Raw genomic sequence first — 25,591 nt, forward strand, 5'->3', positions numbered from 1 at the left:
GATATTTGGAACAACCGATATTGCTCCAGGCCCCATCTGTTACAAGTTGTGATTTGCTTTCATTCTTTGAACAACTGATATTTGGAACAACACTCGTAACCAAATTCATTTACAAAGTCGTGTTGTGATTTGCTTTCATTCTTTGAACAACTGATATTTGGAACAACGGTTTATGGTAGCGTTTGAGACTAAAGAGAGTTGTGATTTGCTTTCATTCTTTGAACAACTGATATTTGGAACAACTGCTAATGATGTTTTCAAACACAATTTGAAGTTGTGATTTGCTTTCATTCTTTGAACAACTGATATTTGGAACAACGTGTACTTCGATGATGTTTACCCCCGGCGCGTTGTGATTTGCTTTCATTCTTTGAACAACTGATATTTGGAACAACGCCCAGTGAACAGCAATACAACCGGGAACTGTTGTGATTTGCTTTCATTCTTTGAACAACTGATATTTGGAACAACTTATTTACAGGTAGTCATCGACGGGAAGCAGTTGTGATTTGCTTTCATTCTTTGAACAACTGATATTTGGAACAACACAGTCCACAAAAGATTCATTAAGGGCCTTGTTGTGATTTGCTTTCATTCTTTGAACAACTGATATTTGGAACAACAAGTAACAAATGAGATGGAAGCGCAAGGCGGTTGTGATTTGCTTTCATTCTTTGAACAACTGATATTTGGAACAACTAAGTGAATCTGAAAAGCAATCCATAGAAGGTTGTGATTTGCTTTCATTCTTTGAACAACTGATATTTGGAACAACGAGTGGCAAACTCGTAACAATCTACGTGGCGTTGTGATTTGCTTTCATTCTTTGAACAACTGATATTTGGAACAACAACTAACTTCCAATTCCTCGAAGATTATCTGTTGTGATTTGCTTTCATTCTTTGAACAACTGATATTTGGAACAACGCGTATATTGATGATACAGTTATTCTCGGCGTTGTGATTTGCTTTCATTCTTTGAACAACTGATATTTGGAACAACTCTTATTGATAAGATAAGGATCACCGGGAAGTTGTGATTTGCTTTCATTCTTTGAACAACTGATATTTGGAACAACTGTAAATGCCAATTTTCCCCGCACTACACGGTTGTGATTTGCTTTCATTCTTTGAACAACTGATATTTGGAACAACCTTAGCTGAATCGGAGCTGACAGAGCATGGTTGTGATTTGCTTTCATTCTTTGAACAACTGATATTTGGAACAACACTTTTTGGTTGAGTATTGTCTCATTCCCAGTTGTGATTTGCTTTCATTCTTTGAACAACTGATATTTGGAACAACTGCTGAATGTCGGCCCCGGCTATGAGCAGCGTTGTGATTTGCTTTCATTCTTTGAACAACTGATATTTGGAACAACAACCTGTAGTGCTTGCACACCACCACTGGTGTTGTGATTTGCTTTCATTCTTTGAACAACTGATATTTGGAACAACATCGCGAAGGATATGGCCAGCCGAAAGCTTGTTGTGATTTGCTTTCATTCTTTGAACAACTGATATTTGGAACAACGTCGGCAACTCGGCGCTGCACCTGCTCACGTTGTGATTTGCTTTCATTCTTTGAACAACTGATATTTGGAACAACTGTAAATGCCAATTTTCCCCGCACTACACGGTTGTGATTTGCTTTCATTCTTTGAACAACTGATATTTGGAACAACTTTAAGTACGTGCACAACCGTATCGGTCGTGTTGTGATTTGCTTTCATTCTTTGAACAACTGATATTTGGAACAACTTGCGCTGACATTGGCAATGCACCTGGAAGGTTGTGATTTGCTTTCATTCTTTGAACAACTGATATTTGGAACAACAAAATCACCGTAAAATAAAGCCATGGCAAAGTTGTGATTTGCTTTCATTCTTTGAACAACTGATATTTGGAACAACGATTAACCGTTTATTTACCGCAGACAAATAGTTGTGATTTGCTTTCATTCTTTGAACAACTGATATTTGGAACAACATACCTCGGTTCAAAAGTTTAGATATCAGTTGTTTATGTAGGGATTTAGAATTAAAAAATCCGGTTGCTTAAGCTTCCGGATTTAAAATTCTAAAACAATTCCAATTGCTGCGGGGTGTCTGGTAGTTCTTTTTCTTCTTTGCCGTAAAATAATTCCATCATCCCAAACTGTTTATCCGTAATAGTCATGATACCCACATGGCCTTTAGGCGGAAGTATTTTTTTTACACGTTTGATATGAACGTCGGCATTTTCACGACTGCTGCAATGCCGCAGATAAATGGAAAACTGAAACATACCAAAGCCGTCTTTCATAATATCTTTACGAAACCTGCTGTAAATTTGCCTGTCCTTTTTGGTTTCTGTGGGCAAATCAAAAAACACTAATATCCACAATATCCGGTATTCATTTAAGCGCATTTATCAAAAAGGTAATTCTTCTTCCTCATCGTCGGCTGCGTTGTATTGCCCTTGCTCTTCAGCGGCCATCGTCATAAGGTCATCATCATACTTATACAGTCCAGTCCGCTTTGTTACAAATTCCTTCATAATGGGGTACGTTATTTTTCTGATTTTCCCCTCATAACACCGCGCTAAAGACGCTGTGGTATTTTGTACGCCTACCATGAGCGGGCTCCGGATTTTTTCAAACTGCACATCAACCGTGGCAATAGCTAATAATTGCGCTTTGATCGAATTACCCAGTTCCAGAAAGTTCTCGCCATTATCAATGATCCGCAAAACTATTTGATCAACATACGGGCGATAAGGCTCCATAATATCATCGGCCAGGCAATAGGCGTTATATTTATTGCGATGGTGAATGCCGAGGGTAGGGATCAGGCCTGAGCAAACCAATCCACGGGCAACAATGGCCCGCAGTATGGCATAACCGTAATTGAGTAAGTTATTTGGTGGATCGCCCTCTCTTCCTCTAAAAAACTCCACCTTTTTAGGGAATACATTTTTCCAGTAATAAGCCGCGGCACGGCCTTCATAATTGTCAGGGTCCCCGCTGCGTACCGATTTAGCCCAGTACAACATATTGTCGTGATTAATCCCCCGGTCGGCCAATACCGCGGCCTGGTTCAGGATTTTGGCTTGTGTGGTTTGTTGCCAGAGCTGTTTTTTTAAAGGTAGAGAGGCGTCAATCTGGTACCTAAACCGTTCGCTTTGCGTATTGTGCCCGTCTATCGGTAACATCATACCGGTTGGATGGTGAGTATGATCGCAGGTAACAATAGCGCTGTTATTATTTAACAAGGCGGCAATGCAGCCATGGGTTATGGTGATTTGCTGATGTTCAAGTACAACGATGCCCACATCTTCAATAGGTACTGATTTTTTGCTTTCCTTTTCACCTAAAACTTTTAAATGAGGCAGATCAATAACCAGCTGGCCTTCCTTTAAACTCAGGTAAGCCGGGTTACTGAAGTGGAGTGTTCTTTTAATCATATTGCTTTCCTGCTAATTTTAAAGCTGCCTTATCAGTTCTTTAGCCTTATCAGAGGTATAAGCACCTTCAATGGCTTTTTTATCAAATACCATAAAATAGCTGAACTTTTTACCCCCGGCCAGCTCGGCCCATTTGTTACCTAACCTGCATTTTGCCATACTATCAGAATTGTCACGGTCATCGCCCTTGGTTTCTATTAAAATAATCTTGCCCGACCGGGTGCCGACAATAAAATCGGGATAATGGTTTGATTTGTAGCCGTTGATACTAAAACCCTTGCCCCGGCCCAGGTTGCGGTGCCAAAAAACAACGTTAGAAAGAGAGGCGATATCAGTTATGGTGCTCATTTCAAAGTTGTTCATTTGCCCTTCGCGCTCGTACAATGATTTCGTAATGGAAGCTCCTAACATACCTGGAACGATTAACTCAGGAAAACTCCAGGAAGCCCCTGCCTCAATTTTGCCTATTTTTATCAGGTCATTAAACTGGCTTTCGGCCCAGTTATCGGCATGTTGCTTTATTTTGGCCTTGATTTTATCGGCGTAGCTGTGCTTGCGAATTAGTATATCTTGTAGTTGCTCAGCGTTCAGTGAATTTAATATCCGTTCAATATAAACCCTTATTTCCTGATCGGCAATGGGGTACATATCGCCTATCGTTTGAATAAGCTGATGGGCAATATCCTTGATCTGGCTGTCTTTTGGTTTGGAAAGGATATAGCCTACAACCGGCTCTTTCAGCATCAGATCCTCAATTTTGGTAAAGCGGGCGTCATATTCGCTTTTGCCGGTTTCTTCAATATCAACTTTGTACAGGTCGGATGAGATCTGTTCAAAGTCGATCCTTGTATCTTCATTGCTTAATTTAAACTGATGTAACAAAGGCTCCTGGCTCAGAAATTCCTTCCCGGTGCCAAATATGTCGCTTTGCTGCACGGTTAAGTAAAACTGTGGTAACCGAAAGCCGGAAACATAGGCCTTATTGGCTTCAACCATTTTATAGCGTTTAATTTTATCGCCCATTTCTTCAAATATTTGCTCATCAGCCGGCTGCTTTTTCTGTTGCTGGATAATGGTTTCCAACTCGGCGCTTTGCTCCTCGGCCATCGTTTCAATTTTTGCCAGCACAGTGTCGTTAGCCACGGTTTCCGTTATATCATCAGGTTGAAACGAAATTCGTGTACTGTCTAATTCCTGATCGGGCTCAACAGTAGTTTTCCCCGGAGAAAAAAGTTGTTCTAAGGGATCAGCCCGGATAGGTTGCTTTTCCTCATCAGTCATGGTATCAATTTCCCGGTAATCGCGGTCGCTGAAACCGGCGGCTTGCAAGCCTTTTACAATGCTTTGAAGCGTATCATTAAATTTTGCAGAGGCCGTTAATACATAAGAAATATTTAATAATGACGCGTTATGTTTCATTACATATGGCTGCCGTAACACACGACCTAAGATTTGCTCAACATCTACAGCCGATGATCTATCGGCAAGGGATGCCAGCACGTAGGCAAAAGGGCAATCCCAGCCTTCTTTTAAAGCATTGATGGTTATAATATAACGCACCTCGCAGTTTCGCGAAAGCAGGTTTTCGCCCTTTAACTCATCAATGGTAGCTGTTTTTATTTTGATCTGATTTTCAGGGATGCCGATACTGAGGAGCTGTTTCTTTAATTTTTCATAAGTGATATTTTCTTCGCCTATTTTGGGTTGTGCCTGGAATAATACTATGGGGCGGATATACCTGCCGCCGTTTTTTTCCTGCTCAATGGCAAGCAATTCCAGTTTGCGCTGTAAGTGCAGGGCGCTGTTCACTACATCGGTTTTATCATGATGGTTATAAACAATAACAGGCAGTTTTACCATGTGTTCCTTTTTTAGCTCGATGGCCGGAACCAGGCTAACAATGTTGCTGTTGTTTTTAGGCGTAGCGGTTAAATCGAGCACGAACGAAGGGTTTAAAGCATTCAGCATCTCCACGCTTAAGTTACTTTCGGCGTTGTGACTTTCATCAACCACAATAACCGGCTGCATGCTGCGCAGCACATTGATCAGGGCTGTTTCATCTATATCTTCCAACAAGTCGGCCTTGTTAGTATAATGCGATACGAAAGGGGCCAGCTGTCCGTTTTCCTGGTACACTTTCCGGTCTTCCTTGTTTTTTGCCCTTAAGCTGCCAAAGCTCATAACGATGATGGAAAGCTGTTCTTTCACCACAGCCGGGTTAAAATTAGAGCCCATAAGCAAGTCCTTCTTTTCATAAACCATCACACGGTGATTAAACAAACTGTTGAGCTTTTGACGATAGGGATGATCAGGATTGCTTAAGGCCGATACCGTTTGGCCAAGCAGGTTGCTCCATGGCACCAGCCAAACCACCACTTTAGGCATTATGGCCGAATAGGCATTAAAAATGGTATGCAGCGCATTGCAGGCAATAAAAGTTTTGCCCCCGGCAGTAGGCACTTTGATACATACATGTGCCGCATTGGGAATAGTATTTTTATACAACTGCATGCCTTGGCCGGTAAGCGGGTTGTATGGGCCTATGCGATCTTCCCAGTAATGATTAAAGGCTTTGTCGGTCTTTTTATGTTGCTGTACATAGGCCAAATAGGTTTCCAGGTCTTTAATAACTTTATATTGGTAGCTTTTTAATTCCATGCTTAAAAACGACTGATATCCCTGGGGATCTTTTTAAAAACAATATTATTCCTGAACAGAAAATCTTTTGAGAGCAGGCAGTTATCGGCATAAATAATGTACTGCCCGGCTTTTACGTTGATGCTTGCCAGCGTTTCAAAATCAAAAGAGGTAAGCTGAGTAGGATGGTAGATAAAATAATAGGCAGTTTGATCATGAACGCCTAATAGCAGATCGTTAGTTTGCGTAGTGAATGCCGTCCACGGACTGCGGGTTTCGCTGTACCAGATGTAGTTTTTTATTTTGTCGATGCCCACAGCCTCGTTCAGGTATTCTTTGTTCTCACCTGTAAAAAGTGGTTCGCCAAGGGTGTAATAGTCGAAACTGCCTCCGGTACCCTCTTTGTCATTGTAGCCTTTCATTACGCGTTTTACCCTTTCGGCGGTGATGGTTTCGGCATAATCTTCCATCTCGATGAGGATGAATTTGCGGTTGCCGCCATCTTGCTTGTTGAGGTTGAGAACTGCATGGGCGGTGGTGCCGGAACCGGCGAAGCTGTCGAGGATGATGGAGTTGGGGGAGGTGGATATTTCTAATATCCTTTGAATTAAGGTTGGTGGTTTGGGAGTATCAAACGGAATGCTGTCATGGAAGATTTTTTTTAGCTCTTGCTTACCATATTGGTTGTGTCCGACTTCATTGTGAGGCCAAATGGTTAAAGGAACGGTGCCCTGCTGTACATCCGTTAGAAATCTTTTATAGCGTGGAACATTATCATTATTAACCCCGAACCAAATTCTGTTATCCCTAACTAATTCATTAAATTTTCCTTCAGAAAAACGCCAGCAATAACCATTTGGAGGATTAACGATTCTACCAGAAGGTGTTGTTATAGGATAATCATTAGCAGCACTATATGTTTTTACTGAAATATCACCAGAAGTCCAGGAACCTCTGTAATCATTATCTCTATTATCATATCGGGCGTTTTGTTCGTTAGTTCTGTTTAAAAGATTCCGTACCCAGATGTTTTTATCTTTAGTATAGCAAAGGATAAAATCGTGGTTGTCTGAAAAGTATCTGGCATCATTTTGAGGGCTAAATTTTTTTTGCCAGATTATATTGTTCACAAAATTTCCGATCCCAAATATCTCATCGCAGATTAGTTTGAGAGTTGATTGTTCATTATCGTCTATTGAGATAAAAATTGCTCCATCCTTTGAAAGTAATTTGTGTAACAACACTAAGCGTGGATACATCATACAAAGCCACTTATCGTGGCGGGAAAGGTCATCGGTACCAACGACGTCTCCCAGCCATCTTTTCAGGCGGGGATCGCTTACGTTATCATTATATACCCAATTTTCGTTACCGGTATTATAAGGTGGGTCAATATAAATACACTTGATTTTGCCCTCATATTCAGGCAGTAAGGCTTTTAATGCTTCAAGGTTATCGCCGTGAATGATTTTGTTGGAAGTTTCGGCGGGAGGGGAGGATCTGCTGCCGAAAGTGTATTGATGGTTCAGTACCTTAAAAGGTACATCGTGATGATGGGTGACTACTTTGTCTTTTCCGATCCAGGTTAGTGTTGGCATGCGATCCTTAATTTAGGTTTAAATTAAGGGTGATTTTCTTTTGGTATCTCTAATCCAGAATGGCCCTTGCAAAGCCCGGGAGAGTTAGAATACGCCAAGAAAATGCACCCATGTGGATGCACTTCTATGCTTATTCATATCTCTCCCGAATTTGGTTGCAAGGTTTTTCTGGAAAGAATATAGAAATGCTATAAGTTAAATAATTATATGTGTGTCTTTGATTTTATTAGATATGAATATATTGGGTTATTTTATCCACTAAATATAAAAACAAATAACAAAGAGAGAAAATAAACTATTTTATTTATAATTTAACGATTGAAATCAAATGGGAAAATAAACAATAAAAAAGGCGAGTTGCCCCGCCTTAAATGTTTTCACACCGGAATAATCCTTATTGTGATTTGCTTTCATTCTTGAATTTCAAATATATAATTAGAAATTTAGTAAAGCAAACAACAACTCACACTACTGAATGAATGTTGTAATAAATAAAAAATAGAAAGTGCGCATATCAACAACTAATGAGATTATCAATATATCAAACCAGCTTAGTTCCTCTGCATATATTTACAAAGACTTTCTGATACAAACATAGTGTTTTATTTTATATTTGTAGTGTGAGAAAGATTTATTATTTTAAATTGCTGTAAATCAGGTATGAAAAAAACTTTAGGTCTTGACATCGGTACCAATTCGATAGGCTGGGCGCTTATACATGAGCCAACTGAACTCAATGAAACCTACACCATTGCCGGCATGGGCGTACGTATTATTCCATTATCATCCGACGAGAACGACGAGTTTACTAAAGGTAATGCCATGTCAAAAAATGCGGGCCGTACACAAAAGCGCGGTGCGAGGCGTAACCTGCAGCGGTATAAATTGCGTAGGCATCAGTTAACCGCTATACTGAAAATGTTGGGAATGATGCCCGATAAAGGGTTGTTTGAACTGGATGCCTTGAATTTATACGGCCTGCGTGCCAAAGGAGTAACCGGACAACTATCATTACAGGAAATTGGCCGTGTGCTTTATCATCTTAACCAAAAACGAGGCTATAAGAGCAATCGTAAGGCCAATAACGATGAAGAACAAACCGATAGTAAAGTAACCGCCGAAACGGAGGATACCGGCGCACGACAAAAAAAGAAAGGCTACCTGGATTATATTAATGACAGGGAGCAGGCCTTAAAGGATGAGGGTATTACTATTGGTCAGCATTTTTACAATTTATTGCTGAAGCGCGAAACAGAGCAATTGCCGGAGGCTGTAAGAATAAAGGAAAATATTTATCTACGCAGTACTTACATGGATGAGTTTGACCGGATCTGGGATAAACAGCAAATTTATTACCCGGAAGTACTTACCGAGTTTAATAAGCAACAAATTCGTAATGAAACCATCTATTATCAGCGTCCCCTGCGTTCCCAAAAAGGCTTGGTAAGTAATTGCTTGTTTGAAAAACATCACAAGGCTACTCCCAAGAGTTCACCGCTTTTCCAGGTAAACAAAATATGGCAAGAATTAAATAATATAGAGCTAACGAGCTTTAAGGCGATGCGCGGGCGCGAGCCAGGTTTTGATGAACAGGGAAAACGAAAGTTAACACTTGATGAAAAGCGATCTTTATTTGAACTGTTGAATATTAAGGGAAAACTGACTGTAAAAGAATGCCTGGATCAGTTAGGTTATAAAACAGAGCAAAAGGAATATAAGCTCAATATCCGTAACGAAAAAGAACTGGAGGGAAACCGCACTTTTTCGGCTATTAAAAAAGCATTTGATAAATATAAAGTTGAGTATGACGAATTACTGCGGTTTAATTTGGTTGTTAATGAAAAGGAAATAGCGAACAAACAAACGGGAGAGGTTTTTACCCACCTGCAAATTAATGCCGCTTTTGAGCAGGAACCGTTGTTTCAGTTATGGCACTTGTTGTATTCGATAGAGGAAAATGAAATGTTAATTTCAAAGCTCCAAAGCAGGTACGGTTTTGCTGAAGATGTGGCTAAAGCATTGGCTAAAATTGATTTTGCCAAACAGGGATACGGAAGTTTAAGCGCCAGGGCCCTGCGGAAAATAATTCCTTACTTGCAGCAAGGTAATGGCTATTCGAAAGCTTGCGAAATGGCGGGCTACAATCATTCTAATTCTATTACTAAGGAGGGAAATGAACTTAGGCCTTTAATAGACAAACTGGAGTTATATCCTAAAAATAGTCTGCGTCAGCCTGTGGTTGAAAAAATCATCAATCAGGTTATTAATTTGGTTAATGAAATTATCGATGAAAGAAATGGGTTTGTAACACGTTCGGAGCGCCACGCAACAAATAGGTTTGAGATAAGGGTAGAGCTTGCAAGAGAACTTAGGCAAAATGCAGAGGAACGAAATAAAACGTATTCCCGAAATAACAAATTAGATCGACGACATAAAGAAATTGTAGAGATCATTAAGCAGCACTTGCCATACAAAAGGGTTACAAAAAATGATATTGAACGCTATAAGCTTTGGGAGGAATTTGGTAGGGTATCGCCTTATGAACCGCAAAAGCCAGTTTCATTAAGTATGCTTTTTACCGGTGAGTATGATATAGAACATATTATACCAAAATCACGCTTGTTTGATGATTCCTTTACCAATAAAACAATTTGCCGTAGGGCATTAAATTCCGGAAGCTTCAATAGTAAAAACCAAATGACTGCTCACGATTTCATGAAATCGCAAGGGGAGCAGGTTTTTTTAAATTATGTTGAATTTATTAAAACACATCTTTATAAAAAGGATGGCATATCAAAAGGGAAGTTTAATAAATTAATGACCCCGGCAGATAAAATCCCCGAGGATTTTATCAATCGTCAATTACAGGAAACCCGTTTTATTAGCAAAGAAGTACGAACACTTTTAGGTAAGATATGTCGTAATGTACATGCCACAAGCGGATCGGTAACGGATTACCTGCGCCATCATTGGGGTTACGATACTGTATTACAAAAATTAAACTGGCATAAATACGAACAGGCAGGTAAAACAACAGTTGAAGCGGATAAACATGGTAAACCGATATATCGAATTACCGATTGGAGTAAACGTGATGACCATAGGCATCATGCTATTGATGCACTTGTTATTGCTTGTACAAAGCAAAGCTATATACAACAATTGAACAATTTAAACCAGGTTGTTGAAAGGAAAAAAGATCAAACTAATCAGGATGCCATTAAAGAAATAGACATCAAAACGCAAACTCCGTTTTCTTTTCAGCAAGTTGCGGATTGTACTGATCGGATTCTCATTTCTTTTAAACCCGGCAAAAAAGTGGCTGGTACCAGCACTAACAAAATCAAAAAAGCCGATGGCAGTATCCAAAAAGAAAAGGAAATTATCCCTCGGGGCTTTCTGCATAAGGACACCATTTATGGCCGGATTAAGCAGTTTGAACAAGTTGCATTATCAACCCGGTTTGATAAGCTTGCTGATATTGTAAATCCTGAAATTAAGGCACAAATAACTGATTACATAAGCAGGTTTGATAATAAAGTTAAAGATGCTTTTAATATTAAAAACCTTGCCGCCTTTAAAGAACAGTACAGTTATGATAGCGTTATTGCTTATCGGCATGAACATGTTGTACGTTATAAACTGGATACCAACTTTAAGGCCGCAGATGCTGAATACATAGTAGATCAGGGCGTAAAGACAATAGTAAAAGCACATCTGGCCAAACATGGGAATATTGCCAAAATAGCGTTTAATGGTGAGCCCGGTAATGTGGTATGGCTTAACGAAGCGAAAGGTATCCCTGTAAAATCTGTAAGATGTTTTACCGGCTATACCGATCTGCAATCCTTGCATACTAATGCGCAAGGCATGCCAATTGATTTTGTATCGACTCGCAATAACCACCATATTGCCATCTATCGGGATGAGAATGGCAAATTGCAGGAAAACAGTGTGTCTTTTTGGGATGCGGTAAAGCGGAGACAGGCAAAATTGCCGGTGATTGTAAAAGAACCGGCTGTAGTGTGGGATATGGTTATTAACTCGGGCCTGGATGACCAGGAATTGTTGAAAGGATTGCCACAACCTAAATGGGTTTATCAGACATCTTTACAGCAAAATGAAATGTTTGTATTTGGCTTGACTGATGACGAGTTGGAAATGGCCATTAGTACTAAAAATCGTGCGCTTATCAGCAAACATTTGTATCGTACTCAAAAAATGTCAAAGAAAACGTCAGGTGCAATTGATCTGTGGTTCCGACACCACCTTGAAACTAAACTTGATGATACAGCAACAGCTAAGGAGTTAAAGAAATTTATCAATATTGCCAGTTTAGGAGCAATGAACGGTATAAAAGTAAAAGTTAACAATATAGGACAAATTGCTAAAGCTTAACATGCAAACACTCCAATTCAAAATTCAAATAAAACACCTCCAAGACCCACCTGTTTGGCGGCGGGTATTAGTACCTGCAGATATCACTTTTGATGACCTGCATTATATTATACAAATAGTTTTTGGCTGGGAAAACTGCCATTTGTACCAGTTTTCGGAAAAAGGGTATTCATCAAAAACTTTTTATAAAGTGCCTGATGAGTACGATGACGATACAGTGGAAGACAGCACGGAAACTATTATTACGGAAGTGTTTACTAAACCTAAGCAAAAGTTTACCTACATATATGATTTTGGAGATGATTGGAAACACGATATCGTTTTAGAAAAAATAGTAGACACGGAGAATGCCATTCCCGTGTGTCTGACTGGTGAAGGTGCTTGCCCTCCTGAAGATTGCGGCGGCATACCAGGCTATTACAATTTGATTGAAGTATTAAGCGATCCTAAAAATCCTGAATACAAAGAAATGAAAAGCTGGCTCGGGCTTGGTAAAAATGAGCAATGGGATGTTAACGCTTTTGATATTACAGCGATCAACGAAGAGCTTAAAGAAAGCTATACTTGAATAGAAAAAATTGAAAAAAATACTCTTCAACATCAAATAATTAACCAAGCCTCATTATTATGAGTAATAACACCCGCCTAAACATCCTCCGCTACTGGCGCGACACCATGGCCGATGCCGCACCGCACGTGTGGTGATTGAAGTGGATAAAACCATACATCAAAAGTCGGCGAAATTGGATTTGGAAAAAGCCTGAAACGAAAAATAGCCTTACTCGGCAGAAAAAGTTTAACTCCGTGGATTCAGTTGATAATTCCTGCTCTGCTTGATATTATACTTAGGTTGCTCCCGTAACTTTGATCGTGGTGTTGATCGTTCTCATCAAACTGTTCATTATAGTTTTAATACGGTTATCGCTCTTGTTACCGCCGATCATCTTAGCAAAGTTTAAATTGGTTGTGCTTAAAGCGGAAGTAATATAATGAAAAAAGGTGTTCGGTAGTCTGTAGTCTTAATCCGCTCTAATTGTTGGTTAAATAAATGCCATCGTTTATTACCTGCCTATGACTACTAAAAAGTAAAACGGAAGAAAATTGTGTTTGCTAAAATAATTATTAGATTTGAATGCCAGTTATAATCTATTCTCCAAGTCAGATTGGTTATAATCTATTGATAAAGAACTTCCGACGGTACTCCTGTTAAAAACGGGTGATGATCCGTTACCCTGATTTATATTCAAATTATTTTTATATAGATAGCCGGTATAGAAATGTTAATACAATTAGATGAGAGTGAATTGTTAGCGCGGCTTTCAAAAGGGGACCGAAAGGCTTTTACTTTATTGTATAACCGCAATATCAATAATCTGTATCGTTACATCTATTTGATTTGCCGATCATCCGAATTAACCGAAGAAATTGTTCAATGTGTTTTTATAAAGATTTGGGAGCGTAGGGAATCATTAGCAAATGTTGTTTCTTTCCGGTCGTATGTTTATCGCTCTGCTAAAAACCTTTTACTGGATCAGATTAAGAAAAGCAAAACTGAGGCGCAGGCATTGGTTAAAGTTCAACCTCTTTCTGAAGAGAGTTCTGAACGATCAGATGCAAAAATAAATTACAAAGATTTTTACCTGATGGCACAGGACGCTATCAATCTGTTGCCCGAAAAAAGAAGGCAGATTGTAGAACTTCGTACCAAAGACGAACTCTCTTTGGATGAAATTGCCGAAAAACTGTCTATCTCTAAAGCCACTGTAAAAAAGCAACTATACAGCGGGATGGACTTTGTAAGGAAACATATGCTTGCCCATGGCGAGCTAACCGTCGGTGTTTTTCTTGTTGGGGCCTGGAAGCATTTATTTTAAACCCAGCCAGGGTATCTTTTTCTTTTTTTTGATGATTATTAAAAAATATTTTTTTTAGCGTCATCCTTTATTTCTTCCCGGTCGTCTTACACATATATGGACGAAATAGCACGGAACAATTTCCTTAAAAAATTTTCTGAAAACCGGCATACCGAACAGGAGCACAAGGCTTTTATCAAATGGCTTGAATCACTTCCAGATGAGGAGGTTGATGCTTTACTGGAGCAGTACGGTGATTTTTTTAAAAATCTTCCAGACCAGGAGACAGCTAATCATCCCGAACTGCTTGCTAAAATTGAGGCCCAACTTGATGCTGCCGAAAATGAGGAGAGTCAGTACCATAGCATTCGACCTAAAACTCAATTTAAGAAACTAATAGCAATCGCCGCTTCGATTTTATTACTCATCACGGTAGGGATCGTCTTTAGGAATAGCCTGATAAAAGAGCAAACAATTGCAAATAATACTAAGGTAAATAAGATAACTCCGGGTGGCAATAAAGCAGTGCTCACTTTGGCTGATGGTTCTCAAATTGTACTTGAAAGTGCCAAAAAAGGGGTGTTGGCTAATCAGCAAAATAGCATAGTTAACAAAACCGCCGATGGGAAGCTGGTATATGATGCATCTAAAAAACAGCAGGATAACAAACAGTTACAGTATGGCTATAACACCATCTCCACCCCAAATGGCGGCCAGTACCAGGTTGTTTTGCCCGATGGTACCGTGGTTTGGCTAAATGCCGCTTCCTCGCTTAAATTTCCGGTTGCTTTTACTGGTAAGGAACGAAATGTTGAATTATCAGGGGAGGGATATTTTGAAGTTGCCAAGAATAAGGTTATGCCATTTAGGGTAACCGTAAATCATTCTACAGTTGAGGTATTGGGTACCCACTTTAATATTATGGGGTATGCCGATGAAAAATCTACCAACACAACGCTGCTGGAAGGCTCTGTGAAAATAATTTCCAGCAATAAGCAAAAACTCATTGTCCCCGGCGAACAGGCCCGTGTAAATGGCGAAATAGAAGTTGCCAAAGTAAATGCAACACAGGCTGTGGAATGGAAAAACGGAAATTTCAACTTCTCGCATGAAAATATAGAAACCATTATGCGTAAGGTGGCCCGCTGGTACAATGTAACTGTGCAATACCAGGGTACTATAACCAATGAGGGCTTTGTAGGCACGGTACCGCGTTCTGAAAATATAACTGAAGTTTTAAATGCACTTGAATTAACAGGGTTAGTACACTTTAAAATTATTGAGAGGAGGGTTATAGTTATGCCATAAATCTACTCATGGTATAAACTAAAAACGAAACCGGAAGTGCAGCGAACACTCCCGGCTGATGTTTGAGTTTATAACCGATATATTATTGATCCACAACGATAAACCAATTAAACCCAAACATTTCAAAGATATGAAATTTTATGCTCTTACCGGGTGTAGGCACTCCGCCTATATCCATAAATTTCTGTTGGTGATGAAACTTACCATCGTTTTATTGATCACAGCTTTTGTCCAGGTATCCTTTGCAGGCCACGCACAGAACGTTACATTTTCAGGCAAAAATGCCCCTATTGTGCAGCTATTTAATGAGATCCAAAATCAAACAGGTTATACTTTTCTTTATACAGATGAAATGCTTACCGGAGCAAACCCCGTAAGTGTAGATTTTAAGCATACCCGCTTAACCGAGGTGCTGAAAACCTGTTTCCAAAATCAACCACTAACCTATATTATAAAGAACAAGGTCATCATAGTACAGCGTAAATTACCGGAGCCTGAATTGCCGGTGGCGCAGGCAATAATTGTGAAAGGTAAAGTAAGTGATGACAAGGGGCTGCCGCTACCGGGTGTTACTATAACGCTAAAGGGAAAATCCGTTAATACCGTAACCGATAATTCAGGAGCTTATACCATTACCATCCCTTCGGGCGAAACTAATGCGGTGCTTGTATTTAGTTTCGTTGGTTTTGACTCGAAAGAAGTAGTTGTAGGCAGCCAAACGATCATTAACATCAAACTCAATGTTACAGACAATAAGCTGAATGAGATTGTGGTAGTTGGTTATGGTACTCAAAAAAGGGCCACATTAACAGGTTCGGTAGCAACAGTTAATGCCAAGGCCTTTGAAGATAAAGGCAGTTTGGCCAATCCATTTCAGGCATTGCAGGGGCAGGTACCGGGTGTGCTGATAACAAGGGGTTCGGCAGCGCCGGGTAACGAAGGATGGAATATCAATATCAGGGGGGCATCCTCCATAAATCCGACAGATGCATTAGTGGTAATTGATGGGGTTGCCGCTGTTGGCGTACGGTCGCTGGATGCTATCAATCCCAATGATATTGAAAGCATGTCGTTCCTCAAAGATGCATCGGCCGCTATTTATGGCGCAAGGGCAGCAGGCGGCGTAGTGCTGATCACTACTAAAAAAGCCAAAAGCGGTAAAACCGTAGTGCAATATGATGGCTCGTTTTCGAGCAAGATTGTCGGGCTTCAGCCTCATTTAATGAACGTGGAGCAATGGGCAAATGGGGTAATTACAGCCAGGAGAAATGATGGATTTGACGATAGCGATGTTTGGATCAAGTATGGTAAGCTGGCTTTGGCTAATTTGAATAATTACATCGACCTTAAGACCTATGGCAGTAACCCCTTGCCAAACTTTAGTGATGTAAACGATTATGTGTTTTTTAACAACAGCTGGACAAATGTTTTATGGGGAACGGCAAACTCTACCCAAAATAACCTAAGTGTTGCCGGCCGTACCGAAAAAGCAGGTTATCGTATTTCTTTAGGATACATGGACGACGGAAGTATCCTGCGCTGGGGAAATAACTCTAATAAACGATACAATGTACGTTTGGCAAATGACTTCCTGATTGGCAGCAAGGTGAAAATTGAATCAAATATAGCTTATGACCGTAATGATGTTTTAACGCCTACGCTGATCAACAATGTACTTGGACAGTACGCTCAGCCCGGTATGCCTATCTCTACCATTAACGGCGGACCATATGCATGGGGCGGGCAACTTAACCCCAACTGGCAAGCCAAACTGGGCGGCGATAATCGTTTGACCAAAGCAAACGTTTATATCAATGAAAAAATTAATTATGACATTTTAAAAAGCCTGAAGTTTGTTGCCACCCTGGGTTATAACACCAATAATGCAAATCGTTATACACAGCAAAATGCAATTCAGTGGTATAATTATTTAGGCACCGTGCCGGGTATTACCAATCCTACACAGGATGCATCTTATTTTAAACGTGCAAATCTTGGCGAAGACTATTATAATGCCAATGCTTATTTCGAATACAAAAATACCTTCAGTACCGACCATTCTGTAAGTGTTACAGCAGGCAGCCAGTATGAGCGCGACGAATATGATTATTTTGATGCTACCGTCCTTAACCCGGTTTCACAGGATATTAAAACATTAACCGGTATCGGTAACCAAACCAATAGTGAAACTAAAAACCACTATGCCATAGGTTCGGCATTTAGCAGGGTAAATTATGCCTATAAACAAAAATACCTGCTTGAGGCCAATTTCAGGTATGATGGGTCTTCCAAATTTGCCGAAGAAGACAGGTGGAAGGCTTTTTATGGTTTCTCTGCAGGTTGGAGGATCAGCCAGGAAAACTTCATGAAAGGCGCTACTTTCTTTAATGATTTAAAGCTGAGGGCATCCTACGGAGTTGTAGGTAATCAAAGCGGGATCGGTTTATATGATTATATCCAGCAATTGGTATTAGCTAAAACAGGTACTGTAACCAGCAATAACCCGATTCTTGGCTCTGGACAGGCAGTAACCGTTGGGCCAACTAATGGCCTGGTGAGTTTGAACAGGACATGGGAGCGTATCAAAAACAGCAACATTGCACTCGATTTCTTGATATTAAGAAGCCGTTTAACCGGTACTGCCGAATATTTTATAAAAGATAACGGTAACATGCTGTTACCACAAACTTACCCTACGATTTTGGGAGCACAAGCTCCTGCGGCCAATATCGGTCACCTTAAAACCAATGGGTGGGAAGTTAGCTTATCATGGGCGGATAAAATTGGCCAGGTTGGCTACAATGTAGGCGGTAACCTTAGCTATAATAAAAACAAGCTGATCAATATAAACGGGGCCACAACTATCTATGGTGGTTATAATGCTGCAACGCAGGGTTACCCGATTGGTTCGGTATTTGGGCTGGAATATGCAGGCCGGATCCAAACACAGGCGCAGGCAGATGCCGCTACCAAACTAATTGCAGGATCTGATATTCCGGGGGGATCCTATACAGCTCAAATAGGTGATAACTCTTATAAAGATTTAAATGGCGACGGCAAAATTACCAGCGCCGATTATAAGTACCTCGGTACCGATGATCCTCGGTATTCTTATTCCTTCAATGCCGGGGTACAGTGGAAAGGTTTTGATATCTCTGTAATTTTTCAGGGGGTAGGCAGCAGGACCATTTTCAGGAATGGCGATGTATGGCGGGTGCCTTTTAGTGCCGTTTACCTGAATACAACCAATCAATCGGTAAACAATAACTGGACACCTGAAAATACCGGTGCCTATTATCCTAAATATTCAACTAATGGTACTGTCAATTCCTACAATTATCAACCCTCTTCATGGTCGGTTGAGAATGGTGCTTATCTGCGTTTAAAAAATGCGGTAATAGGTTATACGCTACCTCAAAAACTGATTTCTGCAACCAATTTTATATCAAAACTACGTGTTTATATCTCAGGAAACGACCTGTGGGAAATAACTAAAATAAAAGATGGATGGGATCCGGAAGCGCCGCGAAATGTGATCACGACAGACGGAAGCCCTTATTACGGCCGCTATCCATTTTACAGATATTTAACTGCCGGTGTTAACGTTACCTTCTAATTTTAAAAACATGAAAAGATTTAATTATAAATATATCGTAGCCTTCGCATTGGTTGCTGCTGTGTTGGGCTGCAAAAAAGCGTTGAATTTAAACCCGCAGGATACCTTATCTGATGCTGCTTATTGGAAAAAAGCCAATGATTTTAAACTGGCCGCAAATGCATTTTACCTGTATGAAAGAACATTTGCAGGCACAGTCACGGATGGTGTACACAGCGACCTGCGATCGGATTTATTAACTAACAGTACTAAAAACATTTACAGCCAGGGAACTAACAGTGTTGTACAAACAGACGGAACATATAATACAGATTACCAGCGCATCCGGAATATCAATTTTCTTTTAGATAAAGCTTCAACCTATGCTACACCGGCCGAAATAGCCCAGTACGTAGCCGAAGCCAAATTTTTCAGGGCATATGTGTATTTCGATCTTCTGCAAATCTTCGGTGGTGTAACTATCGTTTCAAAACCGTTGGATACCAATGATCCATTATTGATGGCGGCGAGGAACTCGAGAGATGAAGTGACGGATTTTATTATAGCCGACCTGAATGCTGCAATTGCCGATCTGCCGCTGGAAAGTGTGCTTCGGTCTGCGGATGAAGGGCGTGTAAGTAAGGGCGCCGCTGGTGCTTTGCTGTCGAGGGTAGCCCTTTATGAAGGAACGTGGCAAAAATCAAGAGGAAACGCTACTCGCGCCAATACCTTACTGGATATAGCCATTAGCTCAAGTAAAGCTGTAATGACCAGCGGGCAGTATGCCTTGTTTGGTACAACCGGTTCAACCATTGCTTTAGGTGATTCGGCGCAGAAGTATATGTTCATACTTGAAAATACCAAATCAAATCCGGCAGGTATTACCAAATCGGCAAATACCGAGTATATCCTTTCAAACCGTTATGATGAAAGTATCCGTATCTCTAACCTTAACATAACCAAAACCACATTTGGCAATGGCCTTGTAGATTGGGCAACCCGCAAACTCGCTAATCTTTATTTATGCAGCGATGGTTTACCTATTGAAAAATCGCCATTGTTTAAAGGATATAGTACCGCCAGGTCTGAATTTGCCAACAGGGACAAACGTATGCAATATACCTTAATGGTAAACGGCAATTACTACTGGAACAATACCAACTATCGTGTTACCTGGAAAAATGATGCTGCAGATCTGGCCAACGCCGCTTTAAAACCCCTGGTTTCTAATTATGGTACTGGTTACCAGAACCAGAAATGGGCATCGGAAAGAAAGGTGGCCGACACCTATGAATCATATGATTACCCTGTGATAAGGTATGCCGAAGTATTGCTGAACTTCGCTGAAGCTACTTACGAGCGTAACGGAAATATTTCTGATGCTGATTTAAATATCTCCTTAAACCAGGTAAGGCACCGTGTAAACAGCGCAATGCCATTGCTTACTAATGATTTTGTAACCGCCAACGGTTTAAATATGCAAACAGAGATCAGGCGTGAGCGAACCATCGAATTGTATAATGAAGGCTTCCGCATAGATGACCTGAAACGCTGGAAAACCGCCGAAATGGAGATGCCGATGCCGGTACAGGGTATTAAATGGGCCGGTACCGAATTTGCCGCCATCTGGCCTGGGGCAAATACCATACCTCAGGATGCAAACGGCATTTTGATCATTGATAATAGCAGGACATGGCAGGATAAAAATTACCTGTTACCACTTCCTCAAGACCAGATTAAGTTAAATAGTAAGCTTACGCAAAATCCGGGTTGGTAAATAAGCCTCACCCCAGCCCTCTCCAAAGGAGAGGGGGCACTTTTTTGTTGAAGTCCTCTCCTTTGGAGAGGATTTAGGTGAGGCCATAAGCAACAAATTTTAAAAGCGATTTCCCTCAACCAGATCAGCCTAAATACAAAATATTAAAAAGACCAAATTATGAAACCTACTTTATGGTTAATGGCGTTGTGTTCCATATTGGTAACAATGTCCTGCAAAAAATCACCGTCATTATATGGTGTAGAGAAAAATAGTAAGGGTGTAGCTAACCCAACTGGAGCCGCAACATTTAAACACCCGGGAATGTTGCTCACTGCCACCTCGTTAGATTACATAAAAACGCAGATAGCCTCATCTTCAGAGCCCTGGAATACAACTTTGATTGCCCTCAAAGCCTCAACATGGGCTTCTTTAAACTATCAAATGCAGGGGCCAACTACACTCATTACCCGCGATCCTACAATTATAGCCCGTGATGGTATAAACTATAAGTCAATTATTGAGAACGACTCTTACGCTATCTTTTCTCAGGCCCTGATGTGGAAACTTACCGGCAACAACGCTTATGCGGATAATGCGGTGAAAATGCTTAACGCATGGTCCACTACTTTGAAGAGCATCACCAGTACCGGGCCGGATGTTTATCTATGTGCAAGTTTTAATGGGTTCATTATGGCCAATGGTGCCGAACTGGTACGCGATTATTCGGGATGGCAAGCCGCAGATCTGCAAAAATGTAAAGATATGTTCAGAAACATCTGGTACCCTGTAATTAAGAGTATCGAAATTCCCGGGGGAGCCAACGGAACCTGGGATAGTGCGAATGCTAAGGCAATAATGGCCTTTGGTATATTTCTGGACGACCAGTCGATGTTTGATGCTGCTTACAATTATTTCTATCATGGAAGCGGCGATGGTACTGTTGAGCATTATTTTCTGCCGAGCGGGCAAAACCAGGAATCTGGCCGGACGCAAAGCTATAGCCAGTTAGGGCTTTGTAATTTTGAAGAACTGTGCGAAATGGGGTATAACCAAGGCAAGCTGGATATGTGGGTAGCTAAAGATACCGTCATTATGAAAGCTTTTGAATATAATGCCAAATATAACCTGGGCCAGGATGTGCCTTTTAATACGGCTTTTCCCGAGGTATATGGAAAATGGGTATATCCGGCCATATCTGCAGATAGCAGGGGAAGTTATCGCCCTATATTTTACATGGCCTATAATCAATTTCATAATCGCCTTGGTGCAGCTATGCCAAATACCCAGCGCGTATTGGAGCAGTATACGGCTATTGAAAAACAAACCATCGGCACGGTTACAGACGGTACCGGTTGGGGCAGTTTATTGTTTTACCATCCTTCGGCAGGCGGTTTAACTCCTGTAGCGGTTGGAGCATTAAGATGGGAGTTTGATGCACTGGAAGGATGGGGTGGAGTACCTTGGGCCGAAAACTCAAAAGTGGCGGTTGCCAATGGTCAGTTAGAAGTATCGGCTTCAATTGGTACCTATGTTCGCGCATGGCAGGGTTCTGCTTTGTTAGATCCTGTGACCTATCCTTACCTTGCTGTTAAAGTTACCCAGATCCCCAAACTTAAAAAGAGTACCGATGATTGGGCTATTCAGGCTTACTGGAACATAAGCGGCACAAATCATGATTATCGGTATGTTAGTAAAACCGATATGACACTTTTGGGTACACAGGTGTATGTTATTAAATGGGCGCCAAAATCTGGCTTTTATGATGGCTTCCCAACATTCCCGGCGGCTTCAACCACAGGCGGACTTTACCTTGATTTTGGTGATTGCTTAAGCGGTGAAAAAGCTAAGATCGATTGGGTTCGCTCTTATAAAAACCTGGCGGATATCCCCAATAACTAAACTTCACTAAATAGATAGGATCTGAGGCCGGTTTTCTGCCGGCTTCAGATTTATTAAAGTTTTTGTAAAATACTGAAATCCAGTTGTTAGGATAGAGCTCGAAGTGGCAGCTTTATCATTATTGCTGTTAATCGCTTTTGAGATGATTATAAACCGCGAAATTATTTGTCCTATACATGGTAAACTATTTTCAGGAAGAGCCTGATGCCGGTCAACATAAAAAACATGGGGATGATACTGTTCTAATATGAAAAGAAACGCAAAAATATTAATACTCTTTTTGGGATTAATCTGCTTTATCAGCAAGGTTCACGGCCAGGGAATAAAGGATTCTTTACTTAGTCTTCGGTCGCCGGATAAAAATATAACATTCAGATTTAGTCAAAAAGTTGAGGCCTGGAAGCGTACCATGTACTATAGCGTGGATTATAAAAACAAGCCGGTAATTCTGCAGTCGGTCCTTGATCTGCAGCTGGATAATGATCTTTCAGAAAAAGCTATGGCGCTGAAGGTAGATCAGCATAAAAACTGGTGCGAAAACCTGTTGATCACCGGCGTTGATTCATCCCGGCATGATACCACATGGGCACCGGTTACCGGAGAGCGGGCTATGATCAGGGATCTTTACAACGCAATTAATATTACGCTGGTGAAGGATGACAACCCCATTTATGTAATGCAGGTACAGGTAAGGGTGTACAACGAAGGGGTAGCGTTCCGGTATTATTTCCCCGAAAACCCTAAAGGCACCTACTACAACGTCACGGCCGAAAATACCGAGTTTCACCTGCCTGAAGGCACCCAGGCCTGGTTTGCCAATTGGGCACAAGCGCCATATTACAAACTGCCGCTAAAAAACTGGCCCGGCGAAAGCGAACGGCCGTTAACCATCGAACTGCCTAACGGCCTTTTTGCGGCGCTGGGGGAGGCGCAACTAATTGATTATGCACGCACCAAATTTAAACTGAGTGCTGATAAACCATCTACCCTGGTAACCTCGATGTTTGGCGGGGCGCAGTTGATCTCGCCGGTAGGTACTCCATGGCGGGCAATCATGATAGCCGAAAAGCCGGGCGAGCTGATTGAACATAATTACATGATGTTGAATCTTAATGAGCCTTCAGCAATAGCTAATACCAATTGGATTAAACCAGGTAAAATCATGCGGGTAATGGCACAAACTACTGCCGATGCAAAGACCAATATTGATTTCGCGGTAAAGCATAACCTGCAATATATTCTGTTTGATTGGAAATGGTACGGACCGGCATTTAGCTTTAGCTCGGATGCTACCAAGGTTGCTATACCTGATTTTGACCTGCCCGGTATAATCAAATATGGCAAGGATAAGGGTGTTGGTGTTTGGTTATATGTTAATCAGCAGGGTTTATTAGCCCAAAGCGACAGTTTATTTGCCATTTATCATAAATGGGGTGTAAAAGGCGTGAAATTTGGTTTTGTGCAGCAGGGGTCCCACCGCTGGACAACCTGGGTGGAAAAAGCAATTCGGCAGGCGGCCGCTGCCCGGATCATGGTAAACATTCATGACGACTGGCGGCCAACCGGCGAGCAGCGCACCTGGCCAAACCTGATGTCGGCCGAAGGGATCCGTGGTAACGAGGAAATGCCAGATGCTACGCACAATACGGTGCTGCCTTTTACGCGGTACATTGCCGGAGCAGCCGATTATACCATCTGTTATTTTGATAAGCGCATTAAAACTACCCATGCCCACCAATTGGCACTGGCAGCTATTTATTACAGCCCGCTGCAAACACTGTATTGGTATGACAAGCCTTTGGCGGAGCATAATGAGCCAGAACTGGAATTTTGGGACAAGGTCCCAACCACATGGGACGAAACGAAAATAGTGCAGGGAACACCCGGCGAATACATTTCTACAGCCCGCAGGAGCGGAAAAGATTGGTTTGTAGGTACTATCACCAACAATGACGCACGCGAAATTAAACTTGATCTGAGTTTTTTAGAACCCGGTAAAAAGTATAAAGCGACAATTTACAGCGACGATCCATCGGTGACTACTGAGACCCATGTTAGGGTCAGCAGTAATAGTGTTCACAGTAAAACAGTATTAAAACTCACCCTGCTGCCGTCAGGCGGAGAGGCGGTGTATCTTACTCCGGAAAAATAATCCATAATATATATATCATATATGAGCCAACAGAATAAAAATAATTATGTAATCAGTGCAGATATTGGCGGTACCCATATTACAGCAGCGGTCATTGATCTTGAAAAAAAAATGATCATTGAAGATACCCGTACCAGATTAACTGTGGACTCTCAGGGAACTGCAGCTGAAATACTTAAAAGCTGGGCAGAAGCATTGACGCAGGCTTATGAAAAATTCGGCTCTTTGGTTCAGCAGGTTGCCCTGGCCATGCCTGGCCCGTTTGATTATGAAAATGGGATTTCACTGATCAAAGACCTGCATAAGTATGAGGCCATTTATGGTTTAAATATCAAGTTATACTTGTCGGAAGAGCTCAGGATAGATGCTGCAGATATCCTGTTCCGGAATGATGCCGAAGCATTTTTACAAGGAGAAGTTGTGGCGGGAGCAGGCACCGGATCCCGTAAGGCCCTTGGGCTTACGCTGGGCACAGGGTTCGGTTCAGCTTTGAGCGTTGATGGTATTGTGAAAGATTTAAACCTGGGCGGCGAACCTTATAAAGAAAGCATTGCAGATGATTATTTCTCTACAAGATGGTTCTTACGGCGATATCGTGAAATAACCGGACTGTCCACTACCGGAGTGAGCGCGCTGATATCAATGTCCAAACACAGCGCTGTGGTCATGAACATCTTTGATGAGTTTACGGTCAACCTGTCTTTATTTCTTCGGGATATTATCCAAACCGAAGCTCCTGATGTAATTGTTATTGGTGGCAATATTGCAAAAGCATCGGGCATGTTTGTGGATGAACTTATCAGCAGGTTAACAGCATATGCTGAAAGTTTAAAAATAAAATTAGCTTTATTGGGAGAAGACGCGGCGCTGATGGGTGCTGCTGCGGCTTTTGATAGCAGGCGAGGACTTAATATCTTATTTAACGCCAATCATCCGGGTAATTAATTT

13 protein-coding genes and 1 CRISPR repeat array (1 of these 14 only partly in view) are annotated in these 25,591 nt (G+C 41.2%); of the genes, 9 read left to right on the top strand and 4 right to left on the bottom strand.

Features of this window, described 5'->3' with window-relative positions; genetic code table 11:
* A CRISPR array of direct repeats spans positions 1–1,989; the repeat unit is 46 nt; unit sequence GTTGTGATTTGCTTTCATTCTTTGAACAACTGATATTTGGAACAAC; it begins 714 nt to the left of the window's first position.
* A 90-nt stretch (positions 1,990–2,079) separates the two neighbouring features.
* The 4 genes from cas2 to MusilaSJ_RS23930 are packed head-to-tail and all read right to left on the bottom strand — an operon-like array spanning position 2,080 to position 7,679.
* Entirely contained in the window at positions 2,080–2,409 is a 330-nt protein-coding gene (gene cas2, locus MusilaSJ_RS23915) for a CRISPR-associated endonuclease Cas2 (protein ID WP_008506647.1), read from the bottom strand.
* 3 nt (positions 2,410–2,412) lie between these two features.
* Positions 2,413–3,444, bottom strand: a complete 1,032-nt coding sequence (cas1, locus tag MusilaSJ_RS23920; protein ID WP_274987280.1) for a type II CRISPR-associated endonuclease Cas1 — start codon at positions 3,442–3,444, stop codon at positions 2,413–2,415.
* Positions 3,445–3,462: 18 nt separating this feature from the next.
* Entirely contained in the window at positions 3,463–6,102 is a 2,640-nt protein-coding gene (locus tag MusilaSJ_RS23925) for a DEAD/DEAH box helicase (RefSeq protein ID WP_274987281.1), read from the bottom strand.
* Between the two features lie 2 nt (positions 6,103–6,104).
* Positions 6,105–7,679, bottom strand: a complete 1,575-nt coding sequence (locus tag MusilaSJ_RS23930; protein ID WP_274987282.1) for a site-specific DNA-methyltransferase — start codon at positions 7,677–7,679, stop codon at positions 6,105–6,107.
* Between the two features lie 660 nt (positions 7,680–8,339).
* On the opposite strand from MusilaSJ_RS23930, the gene cas9 reads away from it, so the two are divergent.
* From cas9 to MusilaSJ_RS23975, 9 genes are all read left to right on the top strand, one after another.
* Positions 8,340–12,077, top strand: coding sequence for a type II CRISPR RNA-guided endonuclease Cas9 (gene cas9, locus MusilaSJ_RS23935; RefSeq protein WP_274987283.1), 3,738 nt, complete (start codon positions 8,340–8,342; stop codon positions 12,075–12,077).
* Position 12,078: 1 nt separating this feature from the next.
* The gene (locus MusilaSJ_RS23940; protein ID WP_274987284.1) at positions 12,079–12,645 is read left to right on the top strand and encodes a plasmid pRiA4b ORF-3 family protein; all 567 of its coding nucleotides are present in this window, start codon (positions 12,079–12,081) and stop codon (positions 12,643–12,645) included.
* Between the two features lie 709 nt (positions 12,646–13,354).
* Complete coding sequence (locus MusilaSJ_RS23945) at positions 13,355–13,951, top strand: RNA polymerase sigma factor (protein WP_274987285.1); 597 nt, start codon at positions 13,355–13,357, stop codon at positions 13,949–13,951.
* 96 nt (positions 13,952–14,047) lie between these two features.
* The gene (locus tag MusilaSJ_RS23950) at positions 14,048–15,238 is read left to right on the top strand and encodes a FecR family protein (RefSeq protein WP_274987286.1); all 1,191 of its coding nucleotides are present in this window, start codon (positions 14,048–14,050) and stop codon (positions 15,236–15,238) included.
* 193 nt (positions 15,239–15,431) lie between these two features.
* Entirely contained in the window at positions 15,432–18,854 is a 3,423-nt protein-coding gene (locus MusilaSJ_RS23955) for a TonB-dependent receptor (protein ID WP_274987287.1), read from the top strand.
* 10 nt (positions 18,855–18,864) lie between these two features.
* Entirely contained in the window at positions 18,865–20,610 is a 1,746-nt protein-coding gene (locus tag MusilaSJ_RS23960; RefSeq protein ID WP_274987288.1) for a RagB/SusD family nutrient uptake outer membrane protein, read from the top strand.
* 159 nt (positions 20,611–20,769) lie between these two features.
* Positions 20,770–22,491 carry an alginate lyase family protein gene (locus tag MusilaSJ_RS23965; RefSeq protein ID WP_274987289.1) on the top strand — a complete coding sequence of 574 codons (1,722 nt, stop codon included), beginning with the start codon at positions 20,770–20,772 and terminating at the stop codon, positions 22,489–22,491.
* A 247-nt stretch (positions 22,492–22,738) separates the two neighbouring features.
* Complete coding sequence (locus MusilaSJ_RS23970) at positions 22,739–24,643, top strand: glycoside hydrolase family 97 protein (RefSeq protein ID WP_274987290.1); 1,905 nt, start codon at positions 22,739–22,741, stop codon at positions 24,641–24,643.
* Between the two features lie 21 nt (positions 24,644–24,664).
* Positions 24,665–25,588 carry an ROK family protein gene (locus MusilaSJ_RS23975; protein WP_274987291.1) on the top strand — a complete coding sequence of 308 codons (924 nt, stop codon included), beginning with the start codon at positions 24,665–24,667 and terminating at the stop codon, positions 25,586–25,588.
* Positions 25,589–25,591 lie beyond the last annotated feature (3 nt).

This window comes from Mucilaginibacter sp. SJ, assembly GCF_028993635.1.
Lineage (GTDB): Bacteria > Bacteroidota > Bacteroidia > Sphingobacteriales > Sphingobacteriaceae > Mucilaginibacter.

Excerpts from the sequence above, each read along its gene's own strand:
- cas2 (WP_008506647.1), bottom strand. The coding sequence starts at position 2,409 with ATGCGCTTAAATGAATACCGGATATTGTGGATATTAGTGTTTTTTGAT.
- cas1 (WP_274987280.1), bottom strand. The coding sequence starts at position 3,444 with ATGATTAAAAGAACACTCCACTTCAGTAACCCGGCTTACCTGAGTTTA.
- MusilaSJ_RS23925 (WP_274987281.1), bottom strand. The coding sequence starts at position 6,102 with ATGGAATTAAAAAGCTACCAATATAAAGTTATTAAAGACCTGGAAACC.
- MusilaSJ_RS23930 (WP_274987282.1), bottom strand. The coding sequence starts at position 7,679 with ATGCCAACACTAACCTGGATCGGAAAAGACAAAGTAGTCACCCATCAT.
- cas9 (WP_274987283.1), top strand. The coding sequence starts at position 8,340 with ATGAAAAAAACTTTAGGTCTTGACATCGGTACCAATTCGATAGGCTGG.
- MusilaSJ_RS23940 (WP_274987284.1), top strand. The coding sequence starts at position 12,079 with ATGCAAACACTCCAATTCAAAATTCAAATAAAACACCTCCAAGACCCA.
- MusilaSJ_RS23945 (WP_274987285.1), top strand. The coding sequence starts at position 13,355 with ATGTTAATACAATTAGATGAGAGTGAATTGTTAGCGCGGCTTTCAAAA.
- MusilaSJ_RS23950 (WP_274987286.1), top strand. The coding sequence starts at position 14,048 with ATGGACGAAATAGCACGGAACAATTTCCTTAAAAAATTTTCTGAAAAC.
- MusilaSJ_RS23955 (WP_274987287.1), top strand. The coding sequence starts at position 15,432 with ATGAAACTTACCATCGTTTTATTGATCACAGCTTTTGTCCAGGTATCC.
- MusilaSJ_RS23960 (WP_274987288.1), top strand. The coding sequence starts at position 18,865 with ATGAAAAGATTTAATTATAAATATATCGTAGCCTTCGCATTGGTTGCT.
- MusilaSJ_RS23965 (WP_274987289.1), top strand. The coding sequence starts at position 20,770 with ATGAAACCTACTTTATGGTTAATGGCGTTGTGTTCCATATTGGTAACA.
- MusilaSJ_RS23970 (WP_274987290.1), top strand. The coding sequence starts at position 22,739 with ATGAAAAGAAACGCAAAAATATTAATACTCTTTTTGGGATTAATCTGC.
- MusilaSJ_RS23975 (WP_274987291.1), top strand. The coding sequence starts at position 24,665 with ATGAGCCAACAGAATAAAAATAATTATGTAATCAGTGCAGATATTGGC.